19 protein-coding genes and 3 pseudogenes are annotated in these 22,418 nt (G+C 44.4%); 15 read left to right on the forward strand and 7 right to left on the reverse strand.

What is annotated here, in order from left to right; translation table 11 throughout:
- Positions 1-106: 106 nt before the first annotated feature.
- From BMX14_RS12700 to BMX14_RS12710, 3 genes are all read left to right on the forward strand, one after another.
- Positions 107-970, forward strand: coding sequence for a YicC/YloC family endoribonuclease (locus tag BMX14_RS12700; RefSeq protein WP_092677358.1), 864 nt, complete (start codon positions 107-109; stop codon positions 968-970).
- Positions 971-1,302: 332 nt separating this feature from the next.
- A complete protein-coding gene (locus tag BMX14_RS12705; protein WP_456238914.1) occupies positions 1,303-1,617 on the forward strand; it encodes a hypothetical protein in 315 nt (104 codons plus the stop codon).
- A gap of 221 nt (positions 1,618-1,838) precedes the next feature.
- Positions 1,839-2,954: a phospholipase D family protein gene (locus BMX14_RS12710; protein WP_092677360.1), complete on the forward strand. Its 1,116-nt coding sequence runs from the start codon at positions 1,839-1,841 to the stop codon at positions 2,952-2,954.
- On the opposite strand, the gene BMX14_RS12715 is transcribed toward BMX14_RS12710, so the two are convergent.
- Complete coding sequence (locus tag BMX14_RS12715; RefSeq protein ID WP_092677362.1) at positions 2,932-4,272, reverse strand: DNA adenine methylase; 1,341 nt, start codon at positions 4,270-4,272, stop codon at positions 2,932-2,934. The genes BMX14_RS12710 and BMX14_RS12715 overlap by 23 nt on opposite strands.
- 2 nt (positions 4,273-4,274) lie before the next feature.
- Positions 4,275-5,480, reverse strand: a complete 1,206-nt coding sequence (locus BMX14_RS12720) for a site-specific DNA-methyltransferase (protein ID WP_092677363.1) — start codon at positions 5,478-5,480, stop codon at positions 4,275-4,277.
- An 813-nt stretch (positions 5,481-6,293) separates the two neighbouring features.
- Here BMX14_RS12720 and BMX14_RS12730 point away from each other — a divergent pair.
- Positions 6,294-6,643 (forward strand): annotated as a pseudogene (locus BMX14_RS12730) (relaxase/mobilization nuclease domain-containing protein); the annotation flags it as partial.
- Between the two features lie 53 nt (positions 6,644-6,696).
- Positions 6,697-7,390, forward strand: a pseudogene (locus tag BMX14_RS12735) (IS1 family transposase).
- Between the two features lie 158 nt (positions 7,391-7,548).
- Here the strand turns inward: BMX14_RS12735 and BMX14_RS12740 are convergent.
- The 4 genes and pseudogenes from BMX14_RS12740 to BMX14_RS12755 form a co-directional block, all read right to left on the reverse strand.
- Positions 7,549-7,812, reverse strand: a complete 264-nt coding sequence (locus tag BMX14_RS12740) for an immunity protein (protein ID WP_092677365.1) — start codon at positions 7,810-7,812, stop codon at positions 7,549-7,551.
- A 22-nt stretch (positions 7,813-7,834) separates the two neighbouring features.
- A pseudogene (locus tag BMX14_RS12745) lies at positions 7,835-8,706 on the reverse strand (S-type pyocin domain-containing protein).
- Positions 8,707-8,726: 20 nt separating this feature from the next.
- Entirely contained in the window at positions 8,727-9,728 is a 1,002-nt protein-coding gene (locus BMX14_RS12750; RefSeq protein ID WP_092677367.1) for an ATP synthase subunit B family protein, read from the reverse strand.
- 778 nt (positions 9,729-10,506) lie between these two features.
- Positions 10,507-11,265: an alpha/beta fold hydrolase gene (locus BMX14_RS12755; protein ID WP_092677369.1), complete on the reverse strand. Its 759-nt coding sequence runs from the start codon at positions 11,263-11,265 to the stop codon at positions 10,507-10,509.
- A gap of 262 nt (positions 11,266-11,527) precedes the next feature.
- Between BMX14_RS12755 and BMX14_RS12760 the strand changes: the two genes are divergently transcribed.
- The 5 genes from BMX14_RS12760 to tauD all read left to right on the forward strand — a co-directional run bounded on the left by BMX14_RS12760 (position 11,528) and on the right by tauD (position 15,423).
- On the forward strand, positions 11,528-11,902 hold the full coding sequence (locus BMX14_RS12760) for an RcnB family protein (protein ID WP_092677371.1): 375 nt from the start codon (positions 11,528-11,530) through the stop codon (positions 11,900-11,902).
- Positions 11,903-12,028: 126 nt separating this feature from the next.
- Complete coding sequence (tauA, locus tag BMX14_RS12765) at positions 12,029-13,012, forward strand: taurine ABC transporter substrate-binding protein (RefSeq protein ID WP_092677373.1); 984 nt, start codon at positions 12,029-12,031, stop codon at positions 13,010-13,012.
- Positions 13,009-13,782, forward strand: a complete 774-nt coding sequence (locus BMX14_RS12770) for an ATP-binding cassette domain-containing protein (protein ID WP_092677375.1) — start codon at positions 13,009-13,011, stop codon at positions 13,780-13,782. Before tauA ends, BMX14_RS12770 begins: the two co-directional genes overlap by 4 nt.
- Positions 13,779-14,597 (forward strand): ABC transporter permease subunit, encoded by an 819-nt coding sequence (locus tag BMX14_RS12775; protein WP_092677377.1) that lies wholly within the window; start codon positions 13,779-13,781, stop codon positions 14,595-14,597. Before BMX14_RS12770 ends, BMX14_RS12775 begins: the two co-directional genes overlap by 4 nt.
- Positions 14,587-15,423 (forward strand): taurine dioxygenase, encoded by an 837-nt coding sequence (gene tauD / locus BMX14_RS12780; RefSeq protein WP_092677379.1) that lies wholly within the window; start codon positions 14,587-14,589, stop codon positions 15,421-15,423. Before BMX14_RS12775 ends, tauD begins: the two co-directional genes overlap by 11 nt.
- Positions 15,424-15,465: 42 nt before the next feature.
- On the opposite strand, the gene BMX14_RS12785 is transcribed toward tauD, so the two are convergent.
- Positions 15,466-16,605: a porin gene (locus tag BMX14_RS12785; protein WP_092677381.1), complete on the reverse strand. Its 1,140-nt coding sequence runs from the start codon at positions 16,603-16,605 to the stop codon at positions 15,466-15,468.
- A 291-nt stretch (positions 16,606-16,896) separates the two neighbouring features.
- Between BMX14_RS12785 and BMX14_RS12790 the strand changes: the two genes are divergently transcribed.
- The 5 genes from BMX14_RS12790 to BMX14_RS12810 all read left to right on the forward strand — a co-directional run bounded on the left by BMX14_RS12790 (position 16,897) and on the right by BMX14_RS12810 (position 22,403).
- Positions 16,897-18,243 (forward strand): nucleobase:cation symporter-2 family protein, encoded by a 1,347-nt coding sequence (locus BMX14_RS12790; RefSeq protein WP_092677383.1) that lies wholly within the window; start codon positions 16,897-16,899, stop codon positions 18,241-18,243.
- A complete protein-coding gene (locus tag BMX14_RS12795) occupies positions 18,236-19,588 on the forward strand; it encodes an 8-oxoguanine deaminase (protein ID WP_230527486.1) in 1,353 nt (450 codons plus the stop codon). The genes BMX14_RS12790 and BMX14_RS12795 overlap by 8 nt, the downstream gene beginning before the upstream one ends.
- 29 nt (positions 19,589-19,617) lie before the next feature.
- Positions 19,618-20,883, forward strand: a complete 1,266-nt coding sequence (locus tag BMX14_RS12800) for an outer membrane receptor protein (RefSeq protein ID WP_092677387.1) — start codon at positions 19,618-19,620, stop codon at positions 20,881-20,883.
- Positions 20,884-21,045: 162 nt separating this feature from the next.
- Complete coding sequence (locus BMX14_RS12805) at positions 21,046-21,630, forward strand: YceI family protein (RefSeq protein WP_092677389.1); 585 nt, start codon at positions 21,046-21,048, stop codon at positions 21,628-21,630.
- A 119-nt stretch (positions 21,631-21,749) separates the two neighbouring features.
- Positions 21,750-22,403 carry a DUF421 domain-containing protein gene (locus BMX14_RS12810; RefSeq protein WP_092677391.1) on the forward strand — a complete coding sequence of 218 codons (654 nt, stop codon included), beginning with the start codon at positions 21,750-21,752 and terminating at the stop codon, positions 22,401-22,403.
- Positions 22,404-22,418 lie beyond the last annotated feature (15 nt).

Raw genomic sequence — 22,418 nt, forward strand, 5'->3', positions numbered from 1 at the left:
CCTAAGGGGGAATAAGCCAGGTAGCTATCGTCTTACAGACTACTCTGTTTTCACAGCGCCTCGAAGGCTATACTCACCGTTAACTTGACCAAAAAGAGTAATCACTATGATCCGCAGTATGACCGCTTTTGCACGCCACGATATGAAAGGAGAATGGGGTAACGCCAGTTGGGAGCTACGCTCTGTTAACCAACGTTATCTTGAAACCTATATCCGTCTTCCTGAGCAATTTCGTAGTTTAGAACCGGTTATTCGCGATCGTATCCGTCAGCGTTTAACCCGGGGTAAGGTCGAATGCCAACTTCGTTTCGAACCGAACCCCGGTGCTCAAGGCGAATTATCGCTGAACAAGACATTAGCGCAGCAAGTGATTAACGCCGCAAACTGGGTGAAGTGTCAAACTGATGAGGGATCGATTGACCCTGTCGATATTCTCCGCTGGCCGGGTGTGATGAGCGCTGGCGAGCAAGATTTAGACGCCATCAATCAACAGCTCATGACAGGACTTGACCAAGCATTGAATGCCTTTGTTGAGGCAAGAGAAACGGAAGGCGCAGCACTAAAGCAATTGATCGAGCAGCGCCTCGCGGCAGTCAGTCAAGAAGTCGCTACCGTCAGAACAGAGATGCCTGCTGTACTCATTTGGCAGCGTGAGCGACTGGTCAGTAAACTGGACGATGCCGCGATTCAGGTCGATACGCAAAGACTTGAACAAGAGCTGATCATGTTGGCACAGCGAATTGATGTGGCCGAGGAGCTGGACCGACTCGATGCGCATATTAAGGAAACCTACAATATTCTGAAGAAAAAAGAAGCCGTAGGCCGCCGCTTGGATTTTATGATGCAAGAGTTTAACCGTGAATCGAATACGCTTGCGTCCAAATCGATCAATGCGACCATTACCACTTCGGCGATTGAGTTAAAAGTGCTGATCGAACAGATGCGTGAGCAGATTCAGAATATCGAGTAGTTTCCACTCCTATCCATTAATATCCATAAGCCCATGTTAAATGGGCTTTTTTATTGAATTTACTTTCCAGAAATGAACATAATCCCCCATCAAAATCCACAATTTTGTGGAGAGTGGATTGGTGAGTAATTTCCGTTTAATAGTCAAAGTGCATGAGTTATAAGTAACCACTCACCACTGCAAATGGTAACTCTTTTTACACTAAGGGCTATCTCAATTAGAAGGTTTCATTCATGGGTTCGCTAACCGTAAAAACGGTCCAGGCTCTCGTTAAAACGAGACAGCCCGGAAGATACAGTGACGGCGAAAGTTTGTATTTTGAGGCCCAGCACATGGGAAAAGACACGCTCAATAGAGCGACAGCAAAGCTATTTGGTATCGAACCTGGTAAGAAGAAGCAATCGCAAAATGTTATGGGTGATATTGAATGTTTTACTGTTCATGACTTGAGAGGAACGAGTAGGAGCTTACTTGCTTCACCTTCAGTTCAACCTCATGTTGCTGGGAGATGCCTGAATCACAAGTTAAAAGGTGTTGAAGGCATTTATGAAAGATATGATTACTATAGTGAAAGGAGTAACGCTCTGGAGAAGCTTTGCAATATGGCAGAAAAAGAAATTATTGTTAATAGGTTAATAAGAAAATGAGTTAATCATAAAATAATCGATACAATTAAAACCACTAAATTTGAAGGAAACAAAATAAAAAACTTCTCTTCAAAACACAACAGCGAATATTCTTGTTAATGCAAGATATTATTCTAATAAAAATACCACATTGTATATTTTATATTACTAGATAAAAACTGTACATTTTCATATAAAAGGATAAAATTAAGGAAATTGTTCTTTTATGGGAAACAAGGATAATGGCGGACTATCGATTTTATTTGCAAAATCCAGCAAGTAAAGAGGGTAATTATTTAGTTGATGAGATACTTTTCCAATCAAAAGGTGCAAAAAAAGGTGGAGCACATTTTGCATTCATGAGTTCAAGTGGTATAGACTTGCTTTTTAAAGACGAAAGATTCATATCTTTCATCAAAGACAATCATTTTTTTCTTACCGTTGGAGTTGATGCAATAACTGATGAAAAAGCTTTAAATGAAATTCTGAAATTCAATGAAAAATATGCAAATTTGGTTATTAAATTTTTCATTACCGAAGCTAAAAATTCAATTTTTCATCCTAAATTTATCTGGTTTCAAAAAGAAAAGCATTATGTGCATATTGTGGGTTCGGGTAATTTAACAGCGGGCGGTCTTCGCTGGAATGTAGAAGCATATAGCACTTATATATGTTCAGTTGAAAAACAAAATGAAATATACAATTGGGAAAAATTCTTAACCGAAAACACAGATTTTTTATTCGACCACGATAATGAAAGAGTTAAATTAGCTTTAAAAAGGAACACAGAAAACAGAAAGATTTTGGCCAAAATTGCCAAAGATAAAAGTATCCTACTGGATGAAGATACAGTCAAAGATGAAATACCTGAGCCACATCCAGATAATACCATTCTAATCGCCGAAATTTCTAAAAACGGTGATAGATTACAACAGGTTAATTTCGATAAAGATAATTTCTTTAATTTTTTTGATGCAACAACCGTTCAAGATGAGGCCACATATAATTTATTTTTCCAAGTTAATAAAGATGGCTTAATGCAGGAAAAAGAGATTAGGCCTGCAGTTGTAGTAAAAAGTCATAACTATCGCTTTGAACTTAATGCTGTTAAAGGCATGAAATATCCTGAAGAAGGCAAGCCTATAGGCGTTTTCCTTAAAATAGCCGCTAAATCATTCTTATACATGGTTGTTTTGCCAACAGAAAATGCACACTCCGTTTTAGATGAATTTCTAACAGAAAAGTTAGGAATATCTTCAAATAGAATGCGCAGAATTCGAATAAAAGCAGAAGAGATCAGAACAAGAACACCTGATCTACCGATATGGGTAAAAACTACTTTGGCCGATCACATTTGATCAATATTTCTGCAGTATGTCTTTTATCAAGTTCAAGTTCTCTTTTATTGAACTTATTATGTGTGATCCCGTCCACAGGAATAACAGTAATATCATTGAAATAAGCTGAAGCTGATTCAATAATGTTTTTTGTTGAAACCACACGAGGATGTGTGCCATCTCCTTCTTCGTGTGGTGAATATGATAAAACTAAAGGTAAACCATTATCACTACATGCACAAAACAAATCCTCAAAAGCAGGTATAGCTTTTGAACGAATACAAAATGGAGACTGATGTCTTATTTCTCTGTATATGCCTCTACTCAATGAAACTTTTCCAGCGCGAGTGGTAACAGAAATTTGAGGTTCGTCTCTTAAAGCCATTGTTTCCAATACATGATAAAACCGGCTATAATGATCTCTTGTATATGGTGGATCAGCATATACTACTGAGAATTGATCCCCGTAATTCTTAATTGCTGAAAGATAATCCATTCTTAAAGCTTTTGAATTGGAATTCATACCACTTAAAGTATATGAACGATATTTATTTAGCCAATTAATTGCAATCTTTATTGGGTCTAAAATACGATCTTTGGATACAAGTGTATGAATATTTTTTTTAACAGACCCATCTTTATTTCTGGGTCTTAAAGGCTGAGCAAACTGTTTCCCAATAGTATTCACTAATGTGCTGGCACTGCATAATGCTAAAGAAACGACAAAATCCTTTTCGTTATCATTAACTTTTTCCGATAGTCCCAGAATCATATCTAGAATCAAAGATTGATAATATGAAAAATATATACCACCGAAATAACGAAGAGTAGTTGTGTGTTTGGCCAGATCAATCCCAGAACTCAATAACCCAAATTGACAATCTGTTTTTAACAAATTATAAACAGTATGGAGATCAGATCCCTCTTCATTGGCAATTAAAGGAACACCTTCAATTATTTTGAGCAAATCTTCGAAATCACCAAATTTAGATTTTTCTATAGCTTTTATTTCATATTGAATAAGAGCATTTAAATATTTATACAAATGGTTGAATAATTCGCTTGATAAAATTGACTCAAGCATAAGCTCAATTTTATCAAAGTCTACAAAGCTCAGATTGAAGTAAGCAGAACTCAATACTCGTGAATATTCTTGTATATCCACTGTTGTAACCGGATTAGTTCTACTTAAATAATGACCGACAACTCCAGACCCTGAAAATAAATCGCAAATACGGCCATTTTTTTTGATAGTAATTTCATCAATAACTTTTTTTATCTCAGAAGTAAAAGCACCTTTACCACCAAGATAATAAATCGATTTTGTTTTTTCTTGCATATTTATTTATCTACACTGAAAAATTCAAAGCCACCACCACCAGTCCAATTCACATCTTTTGAAATCCCACCTTGCTCACCATCGACCACTTTCTTCATGCGGGAAAAGCAATGTGTTCTGATATGATTGCCGATTTCAATACCAATATACTTACGATTCATTTTATGAGCAACAGCACAAGTTGTTCCAGACCCTAAAAAAGCATCTAATACAAGGTCCCCAGGATTTGTGCTTATTTTTAAAATTCTTGCAATTAGTTCTTCTGGCTTAGGTGTGTCGAAAAGAGCTGTATCAGTAAACAACTGAAGAAGATGTTTTTTTGCATCGCTTGTAGTCCCAACAATTTCCGCTTTCCAAATGGTTTCTGGAACAAGTCCTGCCTTTCTATCAGATAAAAATTTTTTTATTCTTGGAACTCCCTCTCCATTCCTTCCAAACCAAATGTTATTTTTTTTAATCTCCTCCATCATTTTTGATTCAGAATACACCCAACATCTTCCTTTAGGTGGGTAATGTGAAACTCCACTTGGTGATACAATAGTGTAGAACTGATTAAGAGTAGCATGTCCAGCCTGAACATTTGCAGAGACTGACTGCCAAGGTCCTCTTGGGTCGTGGTCGGGATTCTTGTATCTATCACTTGCTTCAGCAGTCAACGGTAAAGTATTTCTTATTTTACTCCACTTTAAAGCATTTTTAGCATAAACTAATACATACTCGTGATTTCTGGAGAACGCCTTCCTATTTTCTCTCGTCGTTCTTTTCTCCCATATAATAGTCGAGACAAAATTTTCACGACCAAAAACACTGTCAGCCATGACTTTAAGATAATGCATCTCGGAATCGTCGATTGATAACCACAAGCTACCATCCTCGGAGAGAAGGCTTTTAATTATTCTTAATCTTTCAGATAAATTAGATAGCCATTTCTCATGCTCCATATTATCCAAGTAATGCAAATAACTTTCACCGTTATTATATGGAGGATCCAAATATACGCATTTGAATGCATTAGAAAAATCTTCTTGCAGTAGTTTTAGAACATCGAGGTTTTCACCATGAATAATTTTGTTAGATACAGTGTCATCGCCATAAGATAGAATCTTGTCGTGCAACAAACCATTTTTCTTTAAACTTGACCTGTTGGTTCTCTTTTTATTATCTAATTGAGAAATTTCATATTCTTTTTCATCATTTTCAATATACATAGAAATATCCCGTAGAATCTCAGTTTACCTACCTTTTAAAATACGATCCTTAATTATACCTTTTTCCCATTAATTAATCCATACTTATATGAATTAAACTATCTTGATAATTCTGATTATAAGCAAGAGCTAACTGAGCGATGCTCAGTTGCCTTGCTTTTTCCGCCCTTCGGTTAAAAAATAAATAACAACATCAAAATCAAAACTTAAGTCATTGACACACACCCATATAGTGATAATCACTTATGCATAGCATATGGACTTGCTGTAAACCATATAATCAAAAGGAGTTGAAATGGAAAATTTTAATAATATATCTGATGACGAGTTTCCTTCGTCATTCACCAACAATACTGAATCAAAGAAGCCTCCCCCGAATCGCATTCGCAGACATACAGTTACTGTTCGTTTAAATGACATAGAACTTGCGAGAGTAAATAATTTGAGAAATCAGCTCAGCAGAAGCTGTTGGCTGAGAAGCTCAACTCTTCAGCAACTCCCTCCATCTGTTCCTGAGGTGAACAAAAATGCCTGGCAAGATCTCACTCACTACAGAAACTGAACGGTCTTGGTTCATTCCTGCTTCGTAGAGGCGAAGAAGCTAAGCCACTATCGCAGGAAATGAATGCACTGAAGTTGAAGCTGTCGCATGTAAGAGATGCTCTGCTTACACTCGAAAAATAGTTATCCCAGATGAAAGGTATTAATAAAATCAAAAGGGGTAAGAACTTCCGGGGTGTCGTCTCGTATACTCTTTCCCCTACTCCTCATCACTCAACCGTTCCCCTTGTGATAGGAGGAAACTAGGTAGGCATTTCAGTGGAGGAGTTGACAGCAGAGTTTACCAAAACTCAGCAACTGAGAGAAGATGTTGAGAAACCTGTATGGCATAACTCGCTACAATTAGCAAAGGCGATTCATTGACTAATGAGTACTGGAAGCACATTGCCGACGATTACATGAAGCGGATGGGTTTCTCAGACACTAATCTTCGCTGTTATACTCTTCATGACGACGAAGTAGGACAACACATACACATCATTGCTTCTCGCATAAACGTTTTAGAAAATGGCCAGCTTTACCTAGGTAGGAACGAAAACCTAAAGAGCACTCGTATCATTCAGGAGCTTGAAAAAGATCATCAGCTCACCAGAACGAAAGGGTAATCCATCCAATTAGTTGAAGTTATGTATAATAAGTCTTATGAGGTTTTATCATGGCCAGCGTTACTGTTCATTGTCCTCGATGTCAATCTGCTCAAGTCTACCGTCATGGTCAAAACCCTAAAGGCCAAGACCGATTTCGTTGCCGTGACTGTCATCGGGTATTTCTACTGCACTACACCTATGAAGCTCGTAAGCCAGGCGTCAAAGAGCAGATTACCGAAATAGCATTTGATGGTGCGGGAGCCCGTGATACTGCAAAAACGCTTAAAGTCGGTATTAATACCGTTATCCGCACTTTAAAAAACTCTCACCAAGGCGAATAACTTCCTCTCCGGTTGCGCATGCTGATATTGCTCTTATCTGTGAACTTGATGAGCAATGGGGATTTGTTGGCAGTAAAGCGCGAGCACACTGACTCTGGTATGCTACAACACCAAAAACGGTGGTGTGCTGGCCTATACATTCGGACCAAGAACAGACGAGACCTGTCGTGAATGACTTTCTTTGCTTACACCATTTACTATTGGGATGATAACCAGCGATAACTGGGGGAGCTATGCCAGAGAAGTACCACAAGATAGGCATCTGACGGGAAAACTTTTTACCCAACGTATTGAGCGAAACACCCTCACTCTCAGGACTCGAATTAAGCGCCTAGCTCGGAAAAAAATTTGCTTCTCACGCTCTGTTGAGTTGTATGAAAAAGTCATCAGTGCCTTCATTGAGAAATATATGTTCTACTAATTGGATGCACTACCAAAAAATGGCCAGATAGCTATATTATATGCTCAGCACTATCTCCAAAAATAATCTAGCCAGAAACTCATCATCAAAGAAAAGGACCGGCAAACCCGGAGCTGCCTAAGCCTGTTAGAACCCGCTTATTGGAAAGTGGTCGTCGGCTATTCGATACCGTACTTTTTCTCAGTCACGAAAACCGGAACTTTCCAGTTGGGGCCTTTAAGCGTATGGCCTTTATCATCTTTAGTCAACTTACCTTCTTCAACCAACCGATGATAAGTTGACAGTAATTCGCCATTTTCTATTACCTGGAATTTATAATTAACATACATCCGATCAATTCCGGGATAGGACGTTCTAGGTGCGAAGTGTAGCAGAACGTCTTCAACGCTCTCATTCTTAATGATATTTTCTATTTGTGACATTATTGGCCTCCTTGTAATTTCTTTAACTCTGCTGTTTCATAGGCTTCTTTAGCCTCTGGAGTATATAGTGGCTCTTTTTTTCATTAACTTTATAATCCTCAAGTGTTGCTGTATGCGCATCATTCCAGACTGATTCGTCTTCTACACCATCAGGAACACCCAACGCATGATAGCGCTCTAGCTCACGGAGCTCGTGGCTATAATAGCGTTTATCAATATCTGTAGGCTGCAACTCTCCCTTCAGGATGCTCTCCAGACGGTCTATCATTACCTTATTATCAGGAGAGTCGCCAAAACGGCTGGTATGGAGTTTTACTTTGTCCACTCCTATCTGGTCAATACTGATGCCCTTCCAATCAAGATTTTTAGTTGGTCCACCAGCTTTATCAGGGTTATAAGGACGATTACTGTATTTACCTTTGGCGTTTGTCTCCCCGTAGGGCTTGTTAAACACAGCGTAGACGGGCTTAAGCTCGGAGTCAGCCGGGAACACGATAATGGTATCTCGGATAACCTCCTCCGGTTTCGGGTAGATCGTCACCGTCGTGCGGTCAGGAATCTGCACCGGTCCCCCGGTATGCGCCACAGTGGTACTGGCCCTGTAAGAATGGTCGGGCCTTCAGCACTAGGCGCTTCAGCAGGGCTGGTTAGGATGGTACGCGCTGGCACACCTGCCTCTTCCGGGGTTGTGAAGCCATAATAGCCGGTAGCTGAGTCGAATATCGCATTCACCCCCCTTACTGGGGTGGGTGCCGGTGTTCTGACCAGCTGGGTGACAATAGCTCCATCCTGAATACGCAGCACACCGCGCACTTGAAGAGTAATATTTTTTCCCGTATTTGCTGCATTACGGAGGGTATCTTCATCCGGTAGGGACAGCGTGTCTGCCGGCATTACAGCTGAAAAAATATTATTTACCGTGCGGCCTGGTACGTTGCCACTGCCTTCACCAGCGTTTCAGAATGGAATAGCAAACTGATACCAAGCCCAATTGCACCACCGGCGTTCGACATAAGAAGACGTCCCTGTTCAGATAACGTTTTTTCAATAGTATTACGAACCTGGCCCGCTACTGGTTGATCCAGTGTGATACTGCCTATGCCGGCTACGGAATATCGTACTGGAGCAAGACTGACAACGTATGTTGCCGGGAAACCGCGTATCGGCATAACAGTAGAAGAACGCAGTTTCTGCTCAGCATCTGCGCGCACTTCGGCATGCTTACGAGCCTCTTCTTCCGCTTTCCTGCCTGCTTCTTCCGCCGCTTTTTTCTCCGCATCAGCTCTCTTCTTGGCTTCATCCGCAACCTGTTGTTGCGCTATCAATCCCGCTACCCGCTCAGCCGCACCAGGTACGGACAGAAACTGTTTTGCAGCCTGCTGGCCGGCTTGCTGCTGACGTTCCGGTTCTCCCCGGTTGAAATCCAGCTCAGGGAACATTTCACCGGGTTCTTTATGTTTAGCTTTTGCCACGGCAACCTGAAGGTTCTCTTCCTGTGTATATGACCTGGGAGAGGCCTGCTGTACTTCAATGGATTTACCTGAAGTATCCAAGATAACCCTATACTGGAAGCCATCGATGACGGTGTCAAAAGTACCGTCAGGATTAAAAACCGGTGTTGCGGGTTTAACTACGTTACCGCCGCGGCCTCCCGGTGGAGCTCCGGTATTTCCACCATTGTTCCCTGAAGGTCCCCAGGTTTTACTCCACCCCCCAGTTATATTGATAGCTATGCTACCGTCAGGAAGGGTCGTTGTGACCGGCCCTTTTCCCGGATTATAGCTCCATCCCCAGCCTCCGGTTACCGAATTGCCCGGCCCTCCTGGGGCCGATGTTCCCTTTATGCCTCCGGTTGGTCCGCGGTCACGGCCGCCAAATTGATTGTTATGGGCATTTTCGCCCCCGTTTCCACTCATGGATACCTCCTGTAGCCTCAAAGTTAAACGCTGCACATAAAAATATTTTAATATGTACGGCAGTTAAACTACTCTAGCTAACGGGGAATTCCTTGACTCTTGTCAATTTTAAGAAATATTGCTTGGTGAGTATTAAGGTAGCCATAGTGGTTGAACTAGTTAGAAAATGGCTATTTGAATTGGTCGCCTAACAACACCTATTGTTCCGCTGCTCGATAAACCTCAAATAGGCAGTACAGGGAATATTTAGCTGGCGGCTCTCCATAATATTATCGGTGTGAAATGACACCAGACCATATTCCGTTAGTTCTCGTAGATACACCTCCAGCGCCCTTTGTAAGACGGTAACCGATAACAGTATTCTGATATTTTTTAAAAATATAAGTTTAGAATAGACTATATTTATTCTTGTGTTATCGATACTAATAAAAATTATAAAAAGCCTTTTTTTAAATATTATTCAATGGTTAATTTATTCTTTAAAGAACGGAAAAGGTGAAAGCTTCTTATTTCAATGAATGATTTAATTTAAGGGACTTTCCTTGAAGGAAAGTAAGGAAGCATGACGTGAGGCGTTGAAAATACTTTTCCTTTAAGGAGTATATCTTCTCTGAAAAAGATTAATTAAACTTTTAACCTCTACTTTTAAAAGTACCAATTAAGTAAAAAGGATAAATATTTTTTGAATTAATTTCATAGTGAAAATTTAACAAACCTCTACTTATTTATATCGATCTTCCCCCCGCAGCAAAATACCCCTGCGGGAGGCTATCTTTTATCAGGAATATTTCTTAATAAATGCACTCATTATCGCCACGAGCTTCTCTGTTGCCTCAAGCGGCAGTAAATGGCCGCAGCCGTCAATAATCTGATACTCGTGAGGTGAGAACTGGTGAAGCGTCGAGGACAGCTGCTGCTCCAGCCGTGGAACATTATCGTCTTCTTCCCCTAACAATAATAACGCTGGAAGCGTTATATCTTCAAAGCGTTGAGTAAAATCCTCTTGGCTCGCGGTTTTCGCCCAATAAGGGAAGGCTGCGGGGTTGGCCCTTAATACATCGTCAAGGGTACGTTGCTCAAGTTCTGGTGATAAAGGTTTATGGTGAGAACCTGCCACAAATTGGCTGGCATGTTCGCGTGTTGCCTGCCACTCATATTGCATCGCAAATTGCTGATCGGTCATGGGTTGCGGGCATAGAGGTGAAGGCGCCGTTAAGATAATCCCCGCCACCTCTGTCGGGGCTTCAAGCGCCATCGCGGCAACCAGCTTTCCGGTCATGGAGTGGCCGATGAGCCATGGCTGACTCACCCCTAATTCTTTTAAGGTTGCCCTAACAGCCTCGGCTTGCGTTGCGATGGATGCCGGTGAAAGGTGGGCAGAGTCACCGAAACCCGGCATATCGAGTGAGATACAATAAAAGTGCTGTGAGAGGGCTTCGATGACAGGCAGCCAAGTCTGTGCGGAGCCGCCAAGATAATGCATAAAGACTAAGGGGGGCTGGTGTGGGTCGCCTTTTTGAATTGATGTTAATATCATCCTAACCTCTGAGTAGTGAGTTTTCTTACTCTTAAGCGTAATCCCTCTTTCTGGCTCTACCTGAGGTTTCTACAACAAAATGTGTCGTTTCTTCTCATCTTCCTAGAAATCGTTAAGATTGACATGCTTTGTCATACTCTTTGTAGCAATCCTATCAGTTTTACTAAATCGCCTGACATGACATCCCGTACACTAGGCAGCATCAATTGACGTTCGGCATCATTGACGTTATCAATCCGCTTAGGATTACTTTGGAGTCATTATGAAATTATTCGCTAACTGGAAAACACTTTCTCTGCTATCACTTTCAGCATTAATGGTGAGCCAGTCTGTCTTGGCAGACGGCCCAGGCAGAGGAGGGGATGATCGCCATGACGGAGGCCCTTCTCATGGAGAGTATCGCCGTCACGATGATGGCCCACGTCATTTCTCATATCGTGGCCATGATTTTGATCGGGGTCGCCCAGTACCCAATGATTTTCGCGGCCCCGACTATCGCGTCGATGATTGGCGCGACCGCGGGCTACCCTCCCCGCCACATGGCCAACATTGGGCTTATGTCGACGGGAATTATCTTTTAGTGGCGGCGACCACGGGGATCATTACCTCAATTATCCTTAACGGTATGCATCCGTAATCCCCCGCCCCTCAGGTACTCTGCCTGAGGGGCTTTAGCTAATTTCAGTCTTTCTAAATGCCTAATATGTAGTTTGGCACCTTCCCTTATTCGATTAGATTTCTAAAAAACGAATAAGGAATATCTATGAAACGTCTACTCGTCAGTTTACTTATCGCTGCAACCTTCCCCTTTACCACGATCGCCGCCCCCATCGTTATTGGCTACCAAACTGGTGTAGATCCGTCAAAAGGCGCTCAAGCGGACGGTGTGTTTGATGAAACGATCGGCCAACCACTCGATTGGCGACGCTTCAATAGCGGCCCCGAGGTTGTCGCCGCATTAGCCTCAGGTTCTATTCAGATCGGTAATTTAGGCTCTAGCCCCTTTGCTGCCGCTACTTCGCGGAAACTCCCTATTGTCGCCTTCCTAGTCTCGACTCAAATCCACGGTGCTGAAGCCTTGGTCGTACGCAATGCTAGCCATATCAATAGTTATCAGGATTTGAAAGGTAAGACCTTGGCGACACCTTTTGTCTCGACGTCTCACTACAGTTTACTGGCGGCATTGAAGCACTGGGGCTACAAACCCGGTGACGTGAAAATTGTTAACCTTAATCCTCCTGAGATTGCCGCGGCATGGAAAAGAGGGGATATAGATGGCGCCTTTGTCTGGTCACCCGCCCTTAGCCTAATCGAAAAAGATGGCAAAGTGCTGACTGATGCTAAACAGGTGGGTGAATGGGGAAATCCTACTTTCGAGGTGTGGGTCGCGCGTAAAGACTTTGCTGAACAACACCCAGAAGTCTTAGCAAAGACTGCGCAGGTTGTGCTGGAGAGTTTCGACCATTATGCCCAACATCCTGAGAATTACGGCGCCACCAGCGAAAACGCTAAGAAGATCGCTAAATTAGTGGGGGTATCCGCACCCGACATTCCCGGGCTACTGTCTGGAAGCGTTTATCCGACCTATAGCCAACAACTTAGCCCGACATTTCTGGGAGGAGGCACCGCAACCGCCACCAAAGCGACTGCCGAGTTTTTGGTTGAACAACATCGCATTCCTGCCGTGTTACCTGACTATAGCCCGTTTATCAGCGACAAATTCGTCAAGTTGAGTCGTCAACCATGAGTCAGCTACAGATCATCAAGGGGCAATTAACCTTCACTCATGGCGACGTGCAGCGACCTATCTTCGATAAGATGACGATGTCGATTAACAAAGGGGGAAGCGTGGTACTACTCGGCCCTTCTGGATGCGGTAAATCTACCCTACTGAACGTGTTTGCCGGCTTTCAACCCTTGGATCAAGGGCAGGTTACGCTAAACAATCAATGTCTTAGTGGACCTTCGGGACAGCGTGCGGTGGTTTTTCAAGATGATGCCTTATTACCTTGGTTAAATGCCGAACACAATGTCGAGATCGGCCTTAAAATCCAAGGTGTTCCCAAGGCACAGCGTCAAAAAATTACCAATGACTATCTCGAGTTGGTCGGATTAGCCGCCCATGCTAAGCAGCCGATTCAACGACTCTCCGGGGGGCAACGGCAACGTCTGGGTCTCGCTCGCGCCCTCGCGATTAACCCTGACTTTCTGCTATTGGATGAACCCTTTGGGGCACTGGATGCGCTGACACGGGAAAAAATGCAAGCGCTTCTACTGACTATTTGGAAAGAGACGGGCGTGGGCTTTCTGTTAATCACCCATAGTGTTGATGAAGCCCTATTATTGGCCACTGATTTATATCTGCTACAAGGGCCGCCTACGCAAATTATGACACACCAGCAGCCCCCCTTTGCCCGTCGTTTTCTAGACGGTGAAACGGTCAGATCGCTCAAGTCTGATAGCCGCTTCACTCATGACCGGCAATCCTTACTGGATCAATTACTGGAGGTCGCATGAAGTCGCTACGTAGCGCCTCCTATTCTCGACTTAAGCAAGGTTCATCTAGCCGTTATTTATCGCTGATCGCCAGTTTAACGGTTCTGGTGATGGTGGGGGCATGGTTTACGGCTTCTCACTACGGTTGGATAAATACCCTATTCTTTCCATCACCCGAGGCGTTGTTTCTGGCCTTTAAGCAATTGTGGCAACAAGGTTACCTCGACATTAGCTTAGGCCAGCATGTTACCGCCAGTCTGCTTCGGGTGTTAGTCGCCTTAGCGATCGCCTTAGTGACCGCAATACCTCTGGGTATCCTTATGGGGCTTACTCCGGTGGTGCGGGCTATTTTCACCCCTATCTTGGATTTTTATCGGCCTATCCCGCCACTGGCTTATCTACCCCTAATCGTTATTTGGTTAGGGATCGGGGAAGTTTCCAAAATCCTACTCATCTTCTTGGCGATTTTCGCACCCTTGACTATCAGTACAGCGGAAGCGGTACGACGTATCGACCCCCACCGGGTGCAAGCCGTGCGCTGCTTAGGCGCATCGTCTTGGCAAGTGATGAAGTGGGTGATTCTACCCAGCATCCTCCCTGAATTACTGACTGGAATAAGGATCGCCTTAGGCGTTGGTTGGTCGACCTTGGTGGCCGCAGAGCTGATTGCCGCTAACCGTGGGTTAGGCTTTATGGTGCAATCCGCCGCACAGTTTTTATCAACCGATGTGGTGGTGGCCGGGATCTTACTCATTGCAGCGGTGGCGCTCGTCATCGAACTCCTTCTTAGACAGTTACAGAAAAGATTCGCCCGTTGGAGCCTCTATGACTATTAATGCAACCCCTCTTACTCCTGCGCTTGGCGCTAAAGTCGAGGGCATTGACTTGACCCGACTAACCGCCGAAGACCCGCACACGGTATATTCATTATTACTTCAATACCAAGTGCTATTCTTTCGTGGCCAACATCTTACCCCCGCCGATCAGGCTCACCTTGCCGGACGATTCGGTGATCTTCATATCCACCCTATCTATCCGAAAATTGAGCATCAGCCAGAAATTTTAATTCTCGATACGGCGCTAAATGATTTACGGGATAATGCCCTGTGGCATACCGATGTGACCTTTATCGAGACGCCCCCCTTAGGCTCAATTCTGAATGCTGTACAAGTCCCTGAATATGGTGGCGATACGTTATGGGCCAGTAGCAGTGCAGCCTATGAGGCGCTCTCCCCTCCAATTCAACAGCTGATAGACGGTCTTTATGCCGAACATGATATTCAGCTTTCGTTTCCCGATGAGCGTTTTAGTACGACCGCTGAAGCACAACAGCAAGTCGCTAAGGCGCGTCAAGATCATCCGCCGGTGATACATCCAGTAATTCGAGTACATCCCGATACGGGTAAAAAAGGGCTGTTTGTGACCCCAGGATTTACTCGGCGGATTATTGGGGTAAGTGCTTTGGAAAGTCGCGCATTACTGGACCTGCTCTTTACTCACAGCACTCGTCCCGAGTTTTCTGTACGTTGGCATTGGCAGGCGAATGACGTGGTTTTTTGGGATAATCGTATTACTCAACATTACGCGTGTGATGACTATCCTCCACAACGACGGATAATGCATCGAGCAACGATTTTAGGGGATAAGCCGAAAGGGCCATAAAGAGAAGCCCCTTCATCCTAAGTATGACGGGCTGGCGAGGTATTAGAAGTCGTAGCGTAAGCGTACGAGGTTCAGATCCCCTTCTTTGTCGGTCGTTGACGCAAAGACATGCTCATAGTCGACGCGGAAACCGTATTCAGCAAATAACGTAACCCCTACGCCATTGTCGATACGCTTGTAATTACGGCCATTAACGTATTCAAGACGGTCACCCATAACATAAAGCATCACCGCTTTCACACCCATCTGCTGAATCGGGAACTTATAACCCGCGAAGTATTCCACGCCCCATGCATCACCGGCAAAGTAGTGATTCGCATTTTTAAGCTTGGTCTTCAGGAAGTTTTGGTAGTAACCACCGCCTGCGGCAATCGTCCAGTTACCTGGTGTCCAGCCAAGGGAGGTTCCCACGATATTTTGATTATAATCTTTGCTTTGCCCACGGGCATGATCATAGACGGTCGCTTTGGTATAGTTCCAAGCCGTTCCCCACGAGAGATCTTTGGTAATGTGGTAATCGACACCTACTGAGCCGCCACCCTTACGTTTGTAGCGCATCTTTTCGCTGGTCAATAGAGGATCGTCGCCAAATAGGTATGATGCATAAACATCAAAATCGCCCACTCGACCTTTATACTTCAGCATCTTACGAGAACGGTATGATCCATCATAATCACCGTTAACCCCGTTACCCGGTGCTTGAGCTAACATGTCGTCATCCCAAATATCGGTTTTTGCCCCAACCGCATCGTAATAGACGCTGTTCTGTTGCCCGAAGGTCAGTTGGCCATATTGTTGGCTCTTTAAACCCGTAAACCATTGGCGACGGGTGGTATTCGTCGCGCCGGAGGCATAGTGGTTATCCCAGTTAAACACCTTGGGAATATTAACACCGAGTTCGTAGTAGTTAACCCAGTTGATATCTTGGGTCAGTGCATAATCGACGCTGAAACGAAAACGTGTACCGCCATCGAAACCGTTGCGTTTGAACGATTTATCTTTGCCACCGGTCTGGTGATTAAACTGAGGACGGATACTTCCCCCCACTTTAACATTTAAGCGGCTGAGTGGGTCACTTGCCTGTGGATCTTGTTTTAAAAGAGTAATTTCTGCTTGGCTGACAGCGGGAAGTCCCAGTAAACATAACGCCAAGATCGAGGGCGAAAATAAACGTGTTTTCATTAATATCATTATCCTGTAATTAAACACTGCAATAACCGAGCAAGGTGATTATCCTTACGCTTTATGACAATAATATGAATTTCTTGGAAAAGCCTTAAAATTTAAGCACCAAAATGGTGCGTATTGACCTAATAAGTCTCAAAAAGTAATAAACTGAATCAAAAATTACTTACTGAAAAGTGTTCTTATCCTCGCGATGAGCCTCAACGCCCTGTTTGCCCTTATTCCGCACCAATTTAATAAGTGGAATAGTTTTTGCTGAGATAAGTAAAAAACAGTGGATGCGAGCCAATGCAAAAAACAAATGATGAACCGCTACTTTATGGTCTAAACGATCGTTTACCTTTCATACCTGCAGTGTGTACTGCCGTCCAGCATATGTTGGCGAGTATTGTTGGGATTGTGACGCCGCCCTTAATTATTGGCAGTTCTCTTGGACTAACGCAGTGGCTCCCCTATTTAATCAGCATGTCATTATTTGCTTCGGGTATTGGAACGGTGATCCAAGCAGTACGTTTTCGCAATATCGGGGCGGGGATGATTTGCCTGCAAGGCACTAGCTTTGCCTTCTTGGGCGTTATTATTGCTGGGGGGTTACTGCTAAAGCAGCAGGGGGCTACACCGGAACAGATTCTGGCGATGATTTTTGGCTGTACCTTAGTGTCGGCCATTATTCCGCTGATTGTCAGCCAGTTTATCCATACCTTTTCGCGACTCCTGACGCCACTGGTCACCGGTATCGTTATTGTCTTGATCGGTATCAGTTTAATAAAGGTCAGCATTACCGATTGGGGCGGCGGATTTGGGGCAACAGATTTTGCGGCCCCACATAATCTCGGCTTAGGACTGTTTACTCTCTTAATCATTGTGCTGATGAACTGTAGCCGCCGTCCTTGGTGTAAGCTCTCTAGCATTATTGTCGGGATTGTTGCAGGGTCTGTTCTTGCTGCAGTATTGGGTAAGTTCCATCCGCAGTTTAGTTCAGGCCTCCTTCCGTCTCTCCCTATCCCCTTTCGTTTTGGCTTGAACTTTTCATGGTCGGTCTTTATTCCAATCGCTTTGGTGTCGTTAATCTCAATTATCGAAACAGTGGGCGACCTTACCGCCAACTGTATGCTGTCAAAACAACTACTGGTTGGGCCAGATTTTCAAAACCGAATTCGTGGTGGGATCTTAGGGGATGGCGTAAGCTGCTTAGTCGCCGCAATATTTTCCTCATTCCCCAATACCACTTTTGCCCAAAACAATGGCGTCATTCAGATGACGCAAGTTGCCAGCCGCTATGCAGGGATCTGGATTGGCGCGTTGTTTATTCTATTGGGACTATTCCCTCAATTTAGTCAGTTACTTGAGCAACTGCCTAAACCTGTACTTGGCGGTGCCACCTTAGTGATGTTTGGGAGTGTCGTGGCAGCGGGAATTCGTATCATGACACGAGAAAGCTTAGATAGCCGCAGCATGCTAATTATCGCATTAGCTTTCGGTGTCGGGCTAGGGATTGAATCGCAACCCGATATCCTTAACGCGACGCCACAGTTCTTCCAAACCCTCTTCCAAAATGCCGTAACCAGCGGTGGAACATTGGCCATCTTACTCAATTTACTCTTGCCTGCATCGAAGGAAAAAAGTGATGTCTAAGCGTTTATGGATTAAACAACCCCTAGCCTGCTTTGATGGAACCCAGCAAATTGAGACCAATGGCCTCGTGATTGAAAACGGTAAAATCGTTGAGCTTCTCGCGGTTGGGCAGCAGCCATCCCATCCCTGCGAGACGATTTTCGATGCGCGTCAGCATGTGATCTTACCGGGGCTGATTAATACCCACCACCATTTCTACCAGACGTTAACCCGAGCTTGGGGGCCAGTGATCAATCAGCCGCTATTCCCGTGGTTGAAAACGCTTTACCCGGTCTGGGCCAAATTAACACCACAAGCGTTACGTCTGGGGAGTGAGGTCGCCTTAGCCGAACTGCTGCTCTCTGGGTGCACCACCACCAGCGATCATCACTATCTTTTCCCCGTCGGGATGGAAGAGGCCATTGATATCCAAGTCGCCGCGGTCAACCATCTTGGGATGCGCGCGACGTTAAGCCGCGGCTCGATGAGTTTAGGCGAGAAGTCAGGGGGATTACCCCCCGAACATACTGTGCAAGCGGCCGAGATCATTTTAGAAGATAGTCAGCGGCTGATTGAGCGTTACCACGATACGCGAGACGGGGCGATGATTAATATCGCCCTTGCGCCCTGCTCACCTTTTTCAGTGACGCCTGACATCATGAAGCAGAGCGCCAAACTGGCTGAAGAGAAAAATGTTCGCTTACATACCCATTTGGCAGAAACATTGGATGAAGAAGCATTTTGTCTAAAGCTTTTTGGCTTACGTACCGTTGACTATTTAGATTCGGTGGGATGGCTAAGCTCTCGTACTTGGTTGGCGCATGGAATTCACTTCAATGATGAAGAAATTTACCGTTTAGGGAAAGAAGGCGTTGCCATTAGTCATTGTCCAGTTTCTAATATGCGGCTCGCTTCGGGCATCTGCCGGACGCAGGAGCTACTGCAAGCGGGAGCCACTATTAGTTTAGGGGTGGATGGATCGGCATCGAACGATGCCTCAAATATGATGTATGAAGCACGACAAGCTCTTTACCTGCAACGATTGCGATACGGGACGCAAACGATTACGCCAGAATTGGTATTAGGTTGGGCAACTCGAGGAGGCGCAAAAACGTTAGGCCGGGACGATATAGGCGAAATTAACGTCGGAAAACAGGCCGATTTAGCATTATTTACATTAGAAGATATCCGTTTTAGCGGTAGCCACGATCCGCTTGCTGCTTTGCTACTGTGTGGCGCCGAGCGCGCCGATCGCGTCATGGTCGCAGGAAATTGGCGAGTCATCGACGGGGAAATCGTCGATGTAGACCTCCCGAGACTCCTTAACCATCACCGTAAAGCCGCAAAACATTTGATCGATTTATAACAATAATTTTTATTCAGGTAGGGAATAACATGCAGACACACTCATCATCAGCTCATCGCACACGCGGTCTTACCCGCTATTGGGTATTAACGGCGTTAGTACCCATGTTTAGTTATGCCGCGACCGCTGATACAAACTCAGCGTCGACGCTGGAAGAGGCGATTACCCAAGGTAAAGTCAGCGGTAGTCTACGTTCAATGTACTATTCGACCCATAATGCCTATTTTGCTCAGGGTCTGAACCAAGACACCATTAGTTACGGTGGTTTCCTAAAATATGAGACGGCGCCGCTCGACGGTTTTAACCTTGGTGTCAGTGGCATATTTGTGCGGGGGATTAATCATGGATCAGCCAGTCAAACCGTGAGTGAACTTGGCGATAACCAAACCAATATCGGCGAAGCATGGTTGCAGTGGCGCAATGATGATTTTCGGATCACCGCAGGGAATCAACAACTCGATATTCCCTTCTTAGGGAATTACGACTGGCGTATAACGCCGATGATTTATCAAGCGATTGATGCCGAATATGGACAAGGTGAAGATTTTATCCGGGCGACCAAAGTCTTCCGCTACAAATCTTGGGGGTCGGATCGTCAACAACGTTATACCGCTTATGGTTCTGACGAGAAAACCAATGGTATGTGGTCGTTGGGGGCAGGTCATCATTGGGATATTAATAATGTTCACTTAAACGGCGTCGCGTGGTACGAAAATTACAACGATTACAGTGATATTTTCTATACCGAAGGCCATGCCCAATGGAACCAAGCGCCGTTACAGCCAGATTTTGGCATCCAGTATCTTCGTGGCACCGGCAACGGTAAAGATTTAGCGGGTCCAGTGAATAGCCAAAGCATTGGCTGGCAGCTCTCTGTCAACCTGCTGAGTAATCTAAACTGGAAAGTCGGCTACGACTATCTAGCGAATAATGCCAGCGGCCGCCAATACCCTCTTGTGACCCCTTATGCACATAATGCCTCTTCCGGTCCTTATTTTGCCCAACCGTTCTTCACCAGTACTCAAGACTTAGGCAATGGAAACGCTTGGGCCACCAGCTTGAATTACAGCGCGACAGAGCAAATCACCGTGGGGACCCGCTACTCTTGGATGGATCTTAAACCGTCCAAGAGTAATGGAAGCTTACGTCAGTCTGAGTACCTCGTTTATGGTATTTATAGCTTTGGTGGCGCACTCAAAGGCCTAAGCTTGACCGATTTTGTCGGCGTTCAGACATCACCTCTTTATAAGAAAGATTTCTGGCAAAACCGCGTTGCCTTGCAATACGATTTCTAACCCTTTCGGGTGCCTACTCTGGCACCCGTCTTCGAGCCTTTTGTTAAGGCTGCCTTAATTTTGAACAATTTATTTGAATAGAGAGAACAAAACTATTAACTATCAGTTATGGGGTAAATGGGCCATGCTTAATTAACTCACCTTACACAGGATAGAAAAATAATGAAAAAAATCAGTGCTCTTCTCTTACCTATTATCGCAGCAGGAACGCTATATAGTGCGGCCTCTCAAGCCGCGGCAGTGGACTATCAATTAGACGCTGCCCATACGTCTATCGTCGTCAGCTGGGACCACTTTGGTTTTTCACATCCTACCGCTGATATCCCAGGGGCAACAGGGGTGATTAAATTCGATCCACAACATCCTGCTGCGTCATCGGTACAAGTGTCTATTCCGGTGAGTAATATTGATACTCATGTGCCAGCCTTAACTAAAGAGTTCCAAGGCAGCGATTACTTCGATACCACAAAATATGCTACGGCAACCTTCACCAGTACTAAAGTGATTCCGCGCGGTGAGCACAAGTACGACGTTCAAGGGAATTTAACGCTGAAAGGGGTCACCAAGCCGGTCACATTGCATGCCACACTGAATAAGATTGGTGAGCACGCGATGGTGAAGAAGCAAGCGGTTGGCTTTAATGCCAGCGGCACCTTACAACGTTCAGCATTCGGCGTTGATAAATACGTTCCCGCGGTGAGCGATACCATCAATCTTAGTATTTCGACGGAAGCCTACGCCAAATAATCTTCTTTTCGTTCCCAATAATGCTTTTTATTGGGAACAATTTCCCTCTATCCCTTCTCTGGCTACGAATTTGTATTATCCTTAGAGTCATTCATTGATTAAATTAGTAAGGATAATTTGTGGGGTATTACGAATTTACTTTCCTCAAATTACTGATTGGCTTCTGCGTTCTTATTGCTCACCTCAATCTTACCGGTAAAACCCAACTGTCACAGATGACGCCGATCGATTTTATCGGCAACTTCGTGCTGGGGGGAATTATCGGAGGGGTGATCTACAGCGACACCATTCCTCTGCAACAGTACGTAATTTTACTCCTACTAGGTGTAATTCTTATTAGTGTGTTGAACTTCGCGAGTAAGCATATCTCGGCGATACGCACCATTACGATTGGCGACCCAATTCCCATCATGAAGAACGGTAATTTCATCCTTGAGAACGTACTCAAAAGTCGAAATAAGCTTGATATCGTCAGCCTTACCTCACAACTTCACTCCTTGGGGATTAATTCCTTCGAAGAGGTACGTTACGCACAAGTGGAGCCAGGCGGACAACTGAGCGTGATCACTAAAGAAGCGATAATGTTTTCGGTATTGGTGATTAAGACCGGAGAAATTCGTCAACATGGCTTAGAAATTATCGAAAAAGATGAGGAATGGCTAACGTCGAAGCTCAAGGAGAAATCGTTGGCCGTAGAAGATGTTTTTCTCGGCGAGTTTTGGAAAAGCGAGTTGGTCCTGCATCTTTATAACGGGACTAAAGAGATACTTTAACGACAAGGAAATAAG

The sequence above is a fragment of the Rosenbergiella nectarea genome (assembly GCF_900111105.1).
Lineage (GTDB): Bacteria > Pseudomonadota > Gammaproteobacteria > Enterobacterales > Enterobacteriaceae > Rosenbergiella > Rosenbergiella nectarea.

Excerpts from the sequence above, each read along its gene's own strand:
- BMX14_RS12700 (WP_092677358.1), top strand. The coding sequence starts at position 107 with ATGATCCGCAGTATGACCGCTTTTGCACGCCACGATATGAAAGGAGAA.
- BMX14_RS12705 (WP_456238914.1), top strand. The coding sequence starts at position 1,303 with ATGGGAAAAGACACGCTCAATAGAGCGACAGCAAAGCTATTTGGTATC.
- BMX14_RS12710 (WP_092677360.1), top strand. The coding sequence starts at position 1,839 with ATGGCGGACTATCGATTTTATTTGCAAAATCCAGCAAGTAAAGAGGGT.
- BMX14_RS12715 (WP_092677362.1), bottom strand. The coding sequence starts at position 4,272 with ATGCAAGAAAAAACAAAATCGATTTATTATCTTGGTGGTAAAGGTGCT.
- BMX14_RS12720 (WP_092677363.1), bottom strand. The coding sequence starts at position 5,480 with ATGTATATTGAAAATGATGAAAAAGAATATGAAATTTCTCAATTAGAT.
- BMX14_RS12740 (WP_092677365.1), bottom strand. The coding sequence starts at position 7,812 with ATGTCACAAATAGAAAATATCATTAAGAATGAGAGCGTTGAAGACGTT.
- BMX14_RS12750 (WP_092677367.1), bottom strand. The coding sequence starts at position 9,728 with ATGAGTGGAAACGGGGGCGAAAATGCCCATAACAATCAATTTGGCGGC.
- BMX14_RS12755 (WP_092677369.1), bottom strand. The coding sequence starts at position 11,265 with ATGATATTAACATCAATTCAAAAAGGCGACCCACACCAGCCCCCCTTA.
- BMX14_RS12760 (WP_092677371.1), top strand. The coding sequence starts at position 11,528 with ATGAAATTATTCGCTAACTGGAAAACACTTTCTCTGCTATCACTTTCA.
- tauA (WP_092677373.1), top strand. The coding sequence starts at position 12,029 with ATGAAACGTCTACTCGTCAGTTTACTTATCGCTGCAACCTTCCCCTTT.
- BMX14_RS12770 (WP_092677375.1), top strand. The coding sequence starts at position 13,009 with ATGAGTCAGCTACAGATCATCAAGGGGCAATTAACCTTCACTCATGGC.
- BMX14_RS12775 (WP_092677377.1), top strand. The coding sequence starts at position 13,779 with ATGAAGTCGCTACGTAGCGCCTCCTATTCTCGACTTAAGCAAGGTTCA.
- tauD (WP_092677379.1), top strand. The coding sequence starts at position 14,587 with ATGACTATTAATGCAACCCCTCTTACTCCTGCGCTTGGCGCTAAAGTC.
- BMX14_RS12785 (WP_092677381.1), bottom strand. The coding sequence starts at position 16,605 with ATGAAAACACGTTTATTTTCGCCCTCGATCTTGGCGTTATGTTTACTG.
- BMX14_RS12790 (WP_092677383.1), top strand. The coding sequence starts at position 16,897 with ATGCAAAAAACAAATGATGAACCGCTACTTTATGGTCTAAACGATCGT.
- BMX14_RS12795 (WP_230527486.1), top strand. The coding sequence starts at position 18,236 with ATGTCTAAGCGTTTATGGATTAAACAACCCCTAGCCTGCTTTGATGGA.
- BMX14_RS12800 (WP_092677387.1), top strand. The coding sequence starts at position 19,618 with ATGCAGACACACTCATCATCAGCTCATCGCACACGCGGTCTTACCCGC.
- BMX14_RS12805 (WP_092677389.1), top strand. The coding sequence starts at position 21,046 with ATGAAAAAAATCAGTGCTCTTCTCTTACCTATTATCGCAGCAGGAACG.